The 14,197-nt window shown below is 40.4% G+C and carries 12 protein-coding genes and 1 tRNA gene; 11 read left to right on the forward strand and 2 right to left on the reverse strand.

Annotated elements, in window-relative coordinates; genetic code table 11:
- Window positions 1-419: 419 nt before the first annotated feature.
- Window positions 420-956: a hypothetical protein gene (locus FSB73_RS03380; protein ID WP_146780124.1), complete on the reverse strand. Its 537-nt coding sequence runs from the start codon at window positions 954-956 to the stop codon at window positions 420-422.
- A 652-nt stretch (window positions 957-1,608) separates the two neighbouring features.
- Between FSB73_RS03380 and FSB73_RS03385 the strand changes: the two genes are divergently transcribed.
- The 5 genes from FSB73_RS03385 (at window position 1,609) to ltrA (ending at window position 6,874) form a co-directional block, all read left to right on the forward strand.
- Window positions 1,609-1,986 (forward strand): hypothetical protein, encoded by a 378-nt coding sequence (locus tag FSB73_RS03385; RefSeq protein ID WP_146780125.1) that lies wholly within the window; start codon window positions 1,609-1,611, stop codon window positions 1,984-1,986.
- The gene (locus FSB73_RS03390; protein ID WP_394344835.1) at window positions 1,959-3,293 is read left to right on the forward strand and encodes an FtsX-like permease family protein; all 1,335 of its coding nucleotides are present in this window, start codon (window positions 1,959-1,961) and stop codon (window positions 3,291-3,293) included. The genes FSB73_RS03385 and FSB73_RS03390 overlap by 28 nt, the downstream gene beginning before the upstream one ends.
- A gap of 89 nt (window positions 3,294-3,382) precedes the next feature.
- Complete coding sequence (locus tag FSB73_RS03395; RefSeq protein WP_146780127.1) at window positions 3,383-4,564, forward strand: transposase; 1,182 nt, start codon at window positions 3,383-3,385, stop codon at window positions 4,562-4,564.
- A 291-nt stretch (window positions 4,565-4,855) separates the two neighbouring features.
- A complete protein-coding gene (locus FSB73_RS23195; protein ID WP_158639396.1) occupies window positions 4,856-5,002 on the forward strand; it encodes a hypothetical protein in 147 nt (48 codons plus the stop codon).
- 144 nt (window positions 5,003-5,146) lie between these two features.
- Window positions 5,147-6,874, forward strand: a complete 1,728-nt coding sequence (gene ltrA / locus FSB73_RS03400; protein ID WP_225974445.1) for a group II intron reverse transcriptase/maturase — start codon at window positions 5,147-5,149, stop codon at window positions 6,872-6,874.
- A 374-nt stretch (window positions 6,875-7,248) separates the two neighbouring features.
- On the opposite strand, the gene FSB73_RS03405 is transcribed toward ltrA, so the two are convergent.
- Window positions 7,249-7,333: transfer RNA gene (locus tag FSB73_RS03405), tRNA-Ser, on the reverse strand.
- Between the two features lie 128 nt (window positions 7,334-7,461).
- Here FSB73_RS03405 and FSB73_RS23965 point away from each other — a divergent pair.
- The 6 genes from FSB73_RS23965 (at window position 7,462) to FSB73_RS03425 (ending at window position 14,132) form a co-directional block, all read left to right on the forward strand.
- Window positions 7,462-7,890: a 6TM ABC transporter family protein gene (locus FSB73_RS23965; RefSeq protein WP_225974446.1), complete on the forward strand. Its 429-nt coding sequence runs from the start codon at window positions 7,462-7,464 to the stop codon at window positions 7,888-7,890.
- An 8-nt stretch (window positions 7,891-7,898) separates the two neighbouring features.
- The gene (locus tag FSB73_RS03410; RefSeq protein ID WP_262712477.1) at window positions 7,899-9,275 is read left to right on the forward strand and encodes an ABC transporter ATP-binding protein; all 1,377 of its coding nucleotides are present in this window, start codon (window positions 7,899-7,901) and stop codon (window positions 9,273-9,275) included.
- A 139-nt stretch (window positions 9,276-9,414) separates the two neighbouring features.
- A complete protein-coding gene (locus tag FSB73_RS03415; RefSeq protein WP_146780128.1) occupies window positions 9,415-9,972 on the forward strand; it encodes an inorganic diphosphatase in 558 nt (185 codons plus the stop codon).
- A 57-nt stretch (window positions 9,973-10,029) separates the two neighbouring features.
- On the forward strand, window positions 10,030-10,212 hold the full coding sequence (locus FSB73_RS03420) for a hypothetical protein (protein WP_146780129.1): 183 nt from the start codon (window positions 10,030-10,032) through the stop codon (window positions 10,210-10,212).
- Window positions 10,213-10,380: 168 nt separating this feature from the next.
- Window positions 10,381-11,445 carry an SWIM zinc finger family protein gene (locus tag FSB73_RS23970; RefSeq protein WP_225974448.1) on the forward strand — a complete coding sequence of 355 codons (1,065 nt, stop codon included), beginning with the start codon at window positions 10,381-10,383 and terminating at the stop codon, window positions 11,443-11,445.
- A 95-nt stretch (window positions 11,446-11,540) separates the two neighbouring features.
- The gene (locus tag FSB73_RS03425) at window positions 11,541-14,132 is read left to right on the forward strand and encodes a DEAD/DEAH box helicase (protein ID WP_225974449.1); all 2,592 of its coding nucleotides are present in this window, start codon (window positions 11,541-11,543) and stop codon (window positions 14,130-14,132) included.
- Window positions 14,133-14,197: the final 65 nt, after the last annotated feature.

A 14,197-nucleotide genomic window follows, 5' to 3' on the forward strand; every position in this document is an offset into this window, starting at 1 on the left:
ATTTGTGAAGAACAGGTGCTGAGTGCCATAAATAAAGGACAGCCTAATAAAGTAATTGATGAAAGTTTTGGGCATTGCTATTTAAATGGTAGAAAAACCATATAAAGAAGATATACCAGCCACCGAAAGTAGATCACAAGTTGGATATTTTAAGAGGGAAGTGTAGTTAAATTAACAAGTAATCAATATGGTGTCGCATTGCTATTTTCTATATACCCGAATCTTAAAAGAGCCTACGATCTTAGCTGTGACCCAAGGAGCATTTTTGACGAAAAGGATACCAGATTATGCGGATTTACAAGACTGGTCAAAATGATTAAGACAACTATTTAATTTAGGCTAAAACGATAGACTTTGCAGTATCTGCAAAATGTAAGCAGTTTTTATAAATGCTATCAATAGAACATAAATTGTCATTATTATTTTAGAAGCGAAGCCAAGGATTTTGATCCCAAAAATGGGAAAAAGACATTCTTGTGTTCTATTTCAATTTTGCTCCATTCTTTTATTATATTTTTTAACATAGGATGCATTAAGCAAGTAATAATCATATGGGTGCCATCATTCAACATAATTGTAAAAAAAAAGTAAGAATCGACAAATGTTGGAAAAGAATTTCCATCATTCATAATTTTATCAATTAAAATAATCCTATTTATATCATTCCTATCCACTTCTTTTATCAGCTTGCCTTCGTAAAAAAAACGTGCTGTATTTCCAGAAATATTAATTAATCGTTTTTTCTCGAAAGAATAATATTGTCTATGGATAAAAACACCCATCAACCCCAAAAGAACAATATCGAGCAAACCTAACATTACTAGCAACCCTATTAAACCATAAATCTTAAGAAAGTAAACCCAAATGACAAAAGCCAATGTATTGGAGCATATTATATTTCTTAATATCCATAAATTACGTTTGAGTGTATTCTTTAAAATAATATTTTTTTCCACAGTTGTCCGGGTAAAATTTAAAGAAAAATGAAGGGTAATTCCTACAAATCACCCAAAACGGTTAAATTTGAAGTAACTACAAATCATTTTTAACCATGAGCAAATCTAATAAAATCCGCGGACAGCGGGTTCATTCTCAGATATTAAATTTAATAAGCAGTCGAATTATCCGTGGTGCGTTTCTGCAGTTAGTTACCTGCAGCATCATAATAATACTTTACTAGACTCTTTCCTACGACAGTGATACCGCTTGGTAAATTTAAGACATTATAGCTGATGGTGGTAATCTTTTTGTTCTGGTCGTTGGTCATGTTACCGTTACCGTCATAGGCGTAATCATCACCGCTGTTTTAACTACATGACACTGAAAAGCTCTGCAAAACCCAACCTAATATAGACTCAAGCAGAATGACATCTCAGGTAGCCAACATTTAACGAGTCACCGCGTTCCAATATCGAACAGCAACTGTCACGAAATCGAACATATTTTCATTTTTTTTAATAATCGCTTTATTCATTTACAACTATTTAAAAAATGGCATATTAGTCGTACGCAAAAATCAGCTCTCGTAATGAGCTTTAAATGAAATAAATGAATTGTACGTAAACGAATCATCAATCGATAATCGAGTTCAACTATAAACCAAAAGGAATGTGTCGACACTATATTAAATCAGCAATTAGAAGTATCAAAACCAATCCACTTTTCAGCATATTGAATATTCTAGGGCTAGCAGTAGGGTTGACAGCAGGTGCAATTTTACTCCTATGGTCAAACAAGGAGCCACATTTTGATGATTTTCATAAAAAAGCAGAGAACATCTTTCACTTGAGTGTGAGCTTCGATGTTGCAGGAGACCTGCATTCTTTTGATGCTGTTCCTGGTCCCCTTTCTGTAATTGCCAAAAATATCCCCGGTATAAAGTCGACCATCCGTATTCATGAGGAAGATAATTGTGTACTGTCGGATAAGAATGGCCAAAAATATTTGATGGCAATAAGATTGGATATGTTGATAGCAATTTTTTAAAGGTTTTTGATTTTAATCGATTAGAGGGAGGAGGAAGAGAATTGCTGCCTAATGGTAGCAGCATCGCGTTAACGAGGCAAACGGCCTTGAAACTATTCGGCACTATTGATGTAATTGGTGAGCCAGTTAACTTTGATCATCACATATTTACTGTTTCAGCTATACTGGAGAATTTTCCCGATAATTCAACCCTTAGCTACGATGCATTACTACCCATGGCTTATTTTGGTGCCAACTTTACGGCTGGCGGTGGTAACGGCGATTGGAAAACTATCGATCAGGATCTCGGAAATTATCAGTTTCAGACCTATGTATTGCTAAAAGACAATGAAGCTCCGAATGTAATAGGGCGCGGGTTATCTGAAGCTTTCAATAAATTGACCAAGTCCGAACAGGGCGTCCATTTTAATCTGCAGAATATCCAGCAGATGCACCTGGTAACTATAGACGGCAATAAGGCAGACTTACAGATGGTCCGTATTATACTTCTGATTGGCATCTTAATACTCGTTATAGCCAGTATTAACTATGTCAATTTAGCTACAGCTCGTTCTCTTTCCAGGTCAAGGGAAGTCGGCGTCCGGAAAATTATCGGTGCAAGTAAGAAGAGCCTTTTCATACAGTTTGTATTTGAAACGCTTATCATTTTTCTCTGTTCATTGGCATTGTCAATAGGGTTGCTCTTTATTTCTAAACCAATAATAGCCTATTTTACGAATACGTCGATCTTTACAAGATTAAACGATCAGCACACTTGGTTTTTAATGGGATTGGTACTTGTTGGAACCCTAATGGCTTCCAGCATATACCCAGCCCTTTTGCTCTCCTCCTTTAATCCCATTCAAGCGATTAGTGGTAAAAGTAAAGCGAATGGTAAGACTAATTTCATCAGAAAAGGTTTGGTTATCTTTCAGTTTGGAATTTCTTTTGCACTTCTCGTATCGACACTGGTTATGAGTAAACAAATGCGCTTTATCCGTACCAGAGATCTAGGGTATAATAAAGAGCATGTATTTATTGTTCCTTTGCCTGGATCAACTCTCGATCATCAGGAGGCAATAACCTCAATTTTAAATAAAGAACCTGCCATCAAAAGTGTCGGATATGCCAGTTCTTCTGATGTATCGAATATGATGGATGGGACAGGAGACTTGGACTGGCCGGGAAAACCAAATGATTTAAACCTGATGACAGGTCAATTATTGGTGGATGAGCATTTTATTCCGACTATGCAGTTCCAATTTTTGGAAGGCCATAATTTTAGTGGCGATTCATCACAATGGTTCGGTAATTTTTTTGAGGCATAAAAAGTGTGGATAACTTTTAAATTTAATGATTTGGGCTATTTTTTATCCACATGAGGTAGGGGCATAAAAAAAAGGCGGTATTATTTGGTGTGAAAAAAATAAACTCCGCCTTTAACAAAGCCATGAGCTTTGTCAGTGCAAGAATAGATCAAGTTAGCGAATTTACCAAACCGCAGAAGAAGTTTTTAAAATGGATCATTGAAATCTGGGTGATGTTACCTGTACGTCATAACTTTCTTAACGTATATCGTTACAGTAATGGACAGTATTCAGAGAAAAGCCTGCGTAACCAGTTTGAACGAAAAATAGATTTCCCAGCCTTGTCTGATTCTGTATTTAGCCCTTTGAAAGAAAAAGAATGTATTGTGGCCTTCGATCCGAGCTTTATTAAAAAGAGCGGCAAAAAAACTTATGGCAAAGGATATTATTGGAGCGGCAAAGACGGGCAGACCTTACCAGGGCTTGAAATCAGTAGTCTGGCATTAGTGGACGTTAGCGATGAGACCGCCTACAGCCTGGAAGCCGTTCAGCCCCCTGCTGGCTTAAAAGATGGGAAGCAAATGGAGCATTACGTGAATATTATAGGACAAAATAAAGATCGGATCTTGAAGTATACCAAGTATGTAGCGGCGGATGCTTATTTTATGAAAACTGGCTTCATAGAGCCGTTACTTAAAATGGGCATTCAAGTTGTAACCAGAATGCGGCAGGATGCCGACCTCAAATATCTACATAAGGGACCTCAGAAAAGTGGCAAAGGTAGAAACCGGATCTTTGATGGGAAGGTCGATGTTAAAAATATTGATAAGCGTAGATGGGAGGTTTGTTATCAAGATGAAGACGTCTGCGCTTATGAATCAGTTGTTTGGTGTGTTTCATTAAAACGAATAGTCAAAGTTGTCTACCTTAAATATAAGAAGACGGATAGTTATTCTATTTTATTAAGTACGGATACAGAGCTGGGCGGTGAAAAGGTTTTGCAATATTACAGATTAAGATTCCAGATTGAATTTCTGCTGAGGGACGCGAAACAGTATACCGGTTTGGAAGAGTGTCAGGCCAGAAGTCAAACAAAGCTCTATAATCATTTTAATCTATCCCTAATGGCAGTCTCATTAATGAAATTAACCTGTTGGGCCACCCAGCAGAATAAAAGCCAGATTCCGTTCTCAATGAGACGTATAAAAACATGGTACTACAACAAGTATATCACAGAAACAATTTTTTCAAACTTAGGTATTGATGTGCGACCTGTAAAGGTCTGTTTTTGAATTGTTTCGGCACCGAAAGGTGTAGAGAAACCCGGTGTTCTGTCACCGGTTTCCTACCACGGCATGCATCGACGGTAACGACTTTGTATGAAGCCCGTGGGACAATGTACCGAAGGCGGCAACGCCTCTTGAAGAAGAGTAATCAGACTCAAGTGCTGGAAGTTTCATCCGGTATAGGGCTAGGAATGTTGACATGGATAAACTAATTGAATGATCGTTTGACGCACCGTCACCGAAGAGGAGCCAAAGAAACTGTCAGGCTTCAGCCAAAAGGCAACGATACGGGATGAGTTGTTGACAGCTCAACTCACACAGACAAACAACGTATCCGGTGTACAGATCAATCCTAAATCAACAATGTTCAAATCAGGCAACAGGGGAACGCCGATTACCGCCTCGCCTGAGAAGGCAGGGCAGGCCAACCGCAAGGAAGGCTGATGGGAGGCGGCAGTAAGATGAGGTAAAAAGCGAAGGCTTCTCTGTAATGGAGAAGATAGGTGTTGAAATATAACACCGCAGTGTAAAGCTGGCAGACGTACCTCAGGTTTGTTATCGTAATGGAGAAATAGAACTTTTATTAAGATGGAAAAGCAAATGATCAAACATAGGAAACCTTCGGCAACAATGCCGACAGCGGAACTATGCACGAATGCGTCCATCAGTTCCGTAAATGATTGGAACAGTATTAACTGGGACTATCATGTACTGATCGTCAGAAAGCTACAACTCAGAATTGCGAAGGCTTCAGAACAGAAGAAGTTTAATAAAGTTAAACGACTTCAATGGATTCTAACACACTCCCTATCAGCTAAATTAATAGCTGTTAGGGATATTTTGCAGAACTCCGGGAGTAAAACTCCAGGGGTAGATGGTATCACTATTAAAACATCGAAGGAAAAGTTAGCACTCGCCAAAAGTCTAAGACGTCGGGATTATAAACCGCTTCCTCTCAGACGCATCTACATTCCAAAAGCAGGCAATAAAAAGAAGCTCCGCCCAATTTCCATTCCCACAATTCGGGACAGGGCATTTCAATCTCTCCATACACTGGCACTCCTGCCAGTGTCAGAGGTTACCGCAGACCATAACAGCTATGGATTCCGGCCAAAACGGAGCTGCGCAGACGCCATAGCCCAAAGCTTCATCTGTCTAGGAAGGCAAGCATCTGCCAGGTTCACGCTCGAAGGTGATATCCGTGGCTGTTTTGATAATATAAGTCACGAATGGATGTTAAACAACATCTGCACAGACACAGTTATATTAGAAAAATGGCTAAAGGCAGGATATGTAGAAATTGATAAGTGGTTCACCACAGATCAAGGTACGGGACAAGGTGGCATTATTAGTCCGGTTCTCAGCAACATGACACTAGACGGAATGGAAGCGCTAATAAATAGGCTATCCCGATTAGGTAACAGATTGAATTTCATTAGGTATGCGGACGATTTCATCGTAACCGCATACTCTAAAGATCTTTTGGAACAACAAGTTAAACCCGCCATCGAATTCTTCCTAAAAGAACGAGGACTAGAACTCTCTCAAGAGAAAACAGTCATCACAAAAATCACGGAAGGATTCGACTTCCTCGGGCAAAACGTGCGCAAATACCCCGCCAACGGGAAACTAAAACTGCTGATCACCCCTTCCAAGAAGAGTATTCACTCTTTCAAGCAAGGTATTACACAGACCCTCCGCAAAGCACGTCACCTAACACAGGCTCAACTCATCCAACTGCTAAATCCCAAAATTACAGGATGGGCGAATTATCATCGAGGCGTTGTTTCCAAAAAGATATTCAATGATATCGACAACTTCATATGGAGAAATCTATATCGATGGGCAAAACGGCGGCATCCAAATAAAGGAACTCGTTGGATCATGCATAAATATTTTAAGAAAATCGGTGGGGCTAACCACAGGTTCAGTACAAATGAACTATTAGATAATGGCGCAACTATAGAGGTAACCCTCAAACGAATGGCTGACATTCCTATAAAACGCCATATAAAAATCAAAAAAGAAGTTCATCCATTCGATTCCAAATACGATGCATATTACGAACAACGAACTTCTGATCAATGGCGAAATAATAGCGAACGGAATACCGTTGCTTACATAATCTCCCGTGATCAATACGACCTTTGTCCATGCTGTCATCAAAGTTTGACCATCAACCAGCGATGGACAATTAGCCTTAGAACCAAACCGTCATTAGGCGGCGAGTTCAAATTAGGCAATATGGATATCATCCATACAAAATGTTATGAAGTTCGGCACAATACACCAACAACCATAACAAAGATCCTGTAGCCGGTCGTTAATGAAACAGACGACTTACAACGAGCCAGAGCCGGATGAGGGGAAACTCTCATGTCCGGTTCGTTGGGGACAAAAGCGCCGAAAGGCGCTTAGTTACCCGATATGAGTTGCAGAAAAATAAAGAAGATCTACAACAAATGTCTGGAAATCGGGGCAATGGCCGCCTGATTTTCCTACCGAACCATTGTCATTAAAATACCTAAAGAAAACAAAGTTGGATCGCCCCTTGGAAACCTTGGGGATGGTGTAGTGTTTTTGATCTTTCAACATGTCAGTAAAATTTGCCGGGCTGTTAACCCGTTTGTTAACTTATTTTACTGATGCTCCGAGAACGCATTGAAAATCAATATGGTTATTAAAACCTGCGGAGAGCGAGGGATTCGAACCCCCGGACCTGTAACAGTCAACGGTTTTCAAGACCGCCGCATTCGACCACTCTGCCAGCTCTCCGGGCGCAAAATAATATCTAATAATTTTAATAACCAAATTTTTTTGATATTCTTCCCGTAATTTTGCGATTTGATTCCTGTTTTCCGCAAAATTGCATCTATTGTACCTAAGGAATCGCCCAAATTACTATGAAAGAATTATCAGTTCTCAATAAATACTTCTGGAAATATCGTTATCGTTTTATACTTGGCTTCCTGTTTATCACGGCATCCAATTATTTTGCAGTCATGTCTCCTCAGGTTTTCCGTTATGTCGTAGGCAAGCTCCAGGAGACATTACCTGGCCCCCACCCCGAGGCAGGTGCCCAGGTAGTCAAAGACGTTATCCTATCCCAGTTTTTCGCCTGGATGGATCAATTCCCTTATGGCAGGATGGTGTTGGTCTGTAGTATAGTCATTATTATCCTGGCCTTAATACGAGGACTTTTTATGTTCTTTATGCGCCAAACCATCATTGTTATGAGCCGCCATATAGAATATGATCAGAAAAATGAGGTGTATAACCACTATCAAAAATTGGACGCAGCATTCTATAAACCCATTCCACTGGTGATTTAATGAACAGGATGGCTGAAGATGTCAGCAGAGTGCGTATGTATACCGGCCCTGCCATCATGTATTTTATCAATCTGACGACCTTAATTGCCCTTTGTTTGATCAACATGCTGCAACAGGACGTCAAATTAACCCTGATTGTTATTTCTCCCCTTCCAATCCTGGCCTTGACCATTTATTTTCTTAACATTAACATACATAAGAGAAGCACTAGGGTTCAGGCACTCTTGTCAGATTTAACAACCAATGCACAGGAATCTTTCTCCGGTATTCGTGTGATCAAGTCTTATGTTCAAGAGAAGGCTATTTTAGGCTTTTTTAGAAAAAGCAGTGAGGAATACCGAAAAAATGCTGTTGGTCTGGCCAAAATGGAAGCTGTCTACTTCCCAAGTATGAATTTGATCATTGGGCTAAGTACATTAATCACCGTACTTATTGGTTGTCAGATCGTTTTGCATGATACCACCAAAGTGGGACTCATTGTAGAATTCGTCATCTATATCCTGCTTTTAATCTTCCCGGTCAGTGCCATTGGTTGGGTGGCTTCCATGACGCAGCGTGCCGCTGCCTCACAGAAAAGGCTCAACGAATTTCTACAGCAGGAACCAGCCATTCAGGATAAACCAGCGACTAAACCAGCCGATTTAGACGGTGATATTTTATTTGAGCACGTTTCCTTTACCTATCCCAATACCGGCATCAAGGCCATCAAGGATTTTAACCTGCGGGTAAAAAAAGGCGAAAAAATATTAATTCTTGGCAAAACCGGCAGTGGTAAGTCCACTGTTGCCCATTTGTTGCTACGTTCCTTTGATCCTGACAAGGGAAATGTTTATGTCAAAGGGGTTAATATCAAGGATATGCCCTTTAACCAACTAAGACACAATATCAGTTATGTGCCGCAGGATGTATTCCTATTCAGCGACAGTATCGCCAATAATATCAGTTTTGGACTAAGCGAAAAGGCCTCCCAGCAGCGAATTGAAGATGCTGCCCGCTCAGCCAGCATCCATAATGAGATTCTTGAACTGCAAAACGGATATGAAACCATGGTAGGTGAACGGGGTGTCATGCTAAGCGGTGGCCAGAAACAGCGCGTCTCCATTGCCAGAGCTTTAATTAAAAACCCGGAACTCATGGTTTTTGATGACTGCTTGAGCGCCGTTGATGCTAAAACAGAAAATGAGATTATAACCCACTTAAATAAATTTTTAAGTGATAAAACTGCAATTATTATCACCCATAGAATATTTACCGTTTTCAGTTTTGATCAGATTATCATAATTGAAGACGGGGAAATTACAGAAAGGGGCACACACGAGTCACTTATGAAACAAGGAGGTTATTATGCCGAGCTGTATAGAAAACAGGTTACTGAAGCACAGTAATTAACATAAATGCATGATTTTCACACTTACAGGCGTTCGTCTGCATAAGTTTTGGGATGTAATATTTGCATTATTCTAGGATTAAATTGGTATTTATAGTTACCTTTGCACCCAAATTTTCCTATTAAACAAAAAAGGCATGATTAAAAATACGCAGGTTTTGCATCCCTGGCATGGCGTTGAGACTGGCGAAAATGCACCAGAATTCGTGAATTGCATTGTAGAAATCCCCCAGGGATCCCGTTCTAAATATGAAATCGACAAAGCCAGCGGCCTGCTGAAACTGGACCGCGTTATTTATTCCTCCTTTCATTACCCGGCCAATTATGGCTTCATCCCCCAAACTTATGGAGACGATAAAGATCCATTGGATATCCTGATTATCTCCAGTATGAGCATTCAGCCTATGTGTATTGTAGAGGCCAAGGTGATTGGTGTAATGCAGATGCTGGACGGCGGCGAAGGAGATGATAAAATCATTGGTGTTGCAGCTAATGACCCTGCCATTAACTATTATGAGAACATAGAAGAATTGCCTAAGCACTTTTTTAGTGAATTGCGCCACTTCTTTGAACAGTATAAAGTATTGGAAAAGAAGAGTGTTAAAGTGGAAGAATTCGGCAATAAGCAGCAGGCCCTGGGTATTATCCAAAAAGCAATGGAATCTTATAATAATCTGTTTACAGAAGAAAAATAAGGGCCTTGCGCTATTAATTTTTATTTTTTTACCTACATTTGTAAAAATTTTACTGATATGGAAGAAACTACATCACGCGGGAAATATTGGGTATGGTTTGTCATTTGGCTGGCAATTATTATCGGTCTGATGATCTGGGCCAGACAATGGTTCTGGTTAGCACTACCTGGTGTTTTGACCTATTTTGTAAAAGCAATGGGTCTTATGGACGATAATAAAAAAGAAGATCAGTTCTATTAATGGATTGATTATATTATAAATAAAATTTATTTGAGGGCTGAATTTTCCATTCAGCCCTCTTTTTTATCTCCTCAAACCAGCAAACTACAGCCATGTGCAAAAAATACCCTGAAAATCGTTACCTTTGCAAATTGCTTTTTGGCAACAAATAAATGAAAAAGACGAGCATTGTTACCTTTTTTTATAAAACAGATTTATAGCAACGGATCCGAAGAGATCACCACCAGGGGCCGTAAAATTTTTAACAGCGGGCGAATTGAAGTCGCCCACCATGACATGCTCTCGGACACGATAAGTTTCCGGGTAAAGGATGACATGTATGCCAGCTGGTATAAGGTGCAGGTCAGAGGCTATAAAGACGAGTCAACCTTATCACTCAAATGCAATTGCACTTATAATCTGGGGGAACTCTGCAAGCACGAAGTGGCTGTCTTATTTCAGTTGCAGCAAATGTCTGATCAACACCTGCTAACCAATGTGGAGGTTAACTATGATCAAAAACACACCACGCTGCGCATGAACCGTCTGGATCTGCGTCAGATCCGCGCATTTTCAGCTGGAGAGACCTATGACGAGGCAGAAGAATCCTTGCGCATGTCAAAGCCTGTGCTTCTGGAGAATGCCAATGAAAAGGTGGTCGCTGAAGTAACGGTCAACAGGGAAACCTTTCCAGTTATTATTCAAAAAAATGCAGAAAGGAACTTCGACACCAGTTGTAATTGTGGCTCAGAACATAAACATCCACTTTGTCTGCACAAAACCATACTCTTACTTCACTTGGTTAATATAGGGGGAGCCGATTATTTTGACTCAATCCGCAATTGGGATCGGGAGAAAAATCAATTATTAGGGCTTTACGGATTTTCTTTAGAAGACAACCTGGATGGAAAGTTTGAATTTACCTATAAAAACGGTAAACCCTTCTTAAGGGTACTGGATCCTTCCATAAAAAAGGTCATCAATCCCAATAGCTTTAATCCGCAGACTAAAGTCGTCAAACCGGAAGTTACGCCCGAACCGGCAGTCCTGGAACAGGACAGTGCGCAGTCCAGGGTAGGTATTGTTATTGCGGAGAGCCACCACCAATATCCTTACGTACAGTTTATACCGGTCAAGGGAGAAACCAATGAAGCAGGGACTAATTTTACCAATCAGATCGAAAAGCTCGATTTTGGCAAGAACATCAACCAGGACAGGATTGCTGAACAAGACTGGGGATTCTACATACCTTAAGAAAGATATCCGCCGGCGAGGTTAACCGGTATCTGGACCGTAATTCTGAATTCAGTGGTATCTGGGAAAATATTGTCCAGCAAAAAGGACAAGCGTTGACAGAGGACACCAGAAGACTGATCGTAGACTATCTCTACCAGAAACTCAAGCATTTATTTAACTTGTCTGTGGACAGTTATCTGACCTTTTATCTCCCGGGCGGCAAGGTGCTTACTTCAGCCAACATCGAACTGGCCAATTACTCTATCAATTATGTTAAACCTCATTTTGAGGTAGCGCATAATAATGATCAATATGAAGTCATCTGTAAGGTGGATACGCTTTTAGGCGAAAAGTCGATCACAGAGAACGAACTTGATTCTAATTTACTTTTTCAGGTGGAAAACCAGTTTTATCTCTGGAGTAAGGCGGAAGACGTTATTACTGTGGAGAAATTCTTAAATGATGGCCGTATTGTATATACGGAAGATGAGTGGGAAAACGCTTTATTTGATTTTGTCATCCCGCTTTCAAAGGACTACACGGTTCATTTTACCAATATCAAACAGGAAGAGATTTATGATATGGTCCCTGAATCCAGGATTAACCTGAAAGAAAGGGGCGATTATCTGATCTTTGATCCCATCTTTATCTATCACAACCACCGGATTACCGACGAGCAAAATGACCAGATCATTTTGCCGCAAAAAGATAAATTACTGATCATCCACCGCAACAGAGAGGCAGAAAATGAATTCTTTCAGAAAATTCACAATCTGCATTCCGGATTTGCCGTAGTCAATAAAAATCAATTAGCCCTTAAAGGTCCAGAGGTATTAAAAAATAACTGGTTTTTCCTTTTTGTGGATAAGATGAAGGAATTGAATGTACCGGTATATGGCTTTGAGACCTTGAAAAAATACCGGTTCAATACAGCTAAACCCACGACAGTTATCAACCTGAGCAGCCATACTGACTGGTTCGATGCTAAAGTGGACATCGATTTTAACGGACAGAAAATCTCTGTAGCCGAGGTTAAAAAAGCCTTGAATAATAAGCAACAGTTTGTCCAGTTAAAAGATGGTACCTTAGGTGTGCTGCCTGAGGAATGGCTAAAAAAATACAGCCTTTTATTCCAGGTGGGAGAAACCTCGGATAATACCTTAAAACTCAATAAATATCATTTTACCATCATCGATGAGCTCTATGCACAGCGCGATGAAAAAGAGTTGATATTCCATCTGGAAGAAAAATACGAACAGATCCGTAAGGCCCATGTGATTCATGAACTGGAGGTACCTGAGCATTTAAAGACCGTGTTACGCCCTTACCAGTCTGCAGGATATCACTGGCTGAACTATCTGGACACGGTCAAATGGGGCGGCATTTTGGCTGATGACATGGGTCTTGGTAAAACGATCCAAACCCTGACCTATTTATATTATTTAAAACAGGAAAGAGGATCTGCATTCTCTGCCTTGGTGGTGTGTCCAACCTCCCTCCTATACAACTGGGAAAATGAAATCCGCAAGTTCACGCCTGGGATTACCTATTTTATCCATCATGGCGCCGGCCGCAATCTGAATAAAATCACTTCCGGCGAGGCAGATATTATTATAACCACCTATGGCACACTGCGCAGTGACATTAAATCCTTTGTAGAAAAGCGCTTTAATTATATTGTACTGGACGAAAGCCAGGCGATTAAAAATCCTGTCAGTAAAATTGCCAAGGCGGTCAATTTACTGGACGCAGACAACCGGCTCTGTCTAAGTGGTACACCGTTACAGAACAACACTTTTGACATTTATGCTCAGATGAACTTTTTAAATCCGGGCCTGCTAGGCAGTGTGGAATGGTTCAAACAGCAATTTGCTATTCCCATTGATAAGTTTGGAGAGAAAGCTCAAAAAGAACAATTAAGGAAATTACTATTCCCATTTATCCTGCGCCGTACGAAAGAGCAAGTGGCCAAAGACCTGCCAGAAAAGACGGAACAGGTGCTTTTCTGTGAAATGGGCAAACACCAAAGAGAAATCTATGAGGCCTATCGCAATGATGTCCGGGATAAGATTTTGGGCATGATCGATCAGCAAGGAGTGCAACGTTCCCAGCTGTCGATTCTGCAGGGACTGATGCGCCTCAGGCAGATATGCGACAGTCCGGCCATTATTAAGGATGAAAACTTCCCGAACCATTCCATTAAAATCAAAGAACTCACTAAAGAGCTGGAAGAAAATCTGAGCAACCATAAAGCCTTGATCTTCTCCCAATTTTTGGGTATGTTGGGGCTCATCCGGGGGAAACTCGATGAAATGGGCATCAAATACCAGTATTTTGATGGTGGAACCTCTGTCAAGGACAGAGAAATAGCCATTCAAAACTTCCAAAATGACGATGAATGTCGGGTATTTTTGATTTCACTGAAGGCTGGCGGTGTGGGTCTTAACCTTACGGCCGCAGATTATGTCTATATTGTGGATCCCTGGTGGAACCCCGCCATTGAGCAACAAGCCATTGACCGTACCCACCGTATTGGACAGACAAAAAATATTTTTGCCTACCGGATGATCTGTAAAGACACGGTGGAAGACAAGATATTGACATTGCAGGAACGTAAAAAAGCGCTCGCCAATGAGCTGATCGCGGAAGACAGTTCTTTTGTGAAGAGCCTGACCAAAGAAGATATTGAATATCTATTCAGTTAGGTAGGTAGTTAGTTAGCTGTCAGTTGCCAACATAAAGCAATTGAAATGTAGCAAATATTTTAATT

The organism is Arachidicoccus ginsenosidivorans (assembly GCF_007971385.1).
GTDB classification, from domain to species: domain Bacteria; phylum Bacteroidota; class Bacteroidia; order Chitinophagales; family Chitinophagaceae; genus Arachidicoccus; species Arachidicoccus ginsenosidivorans.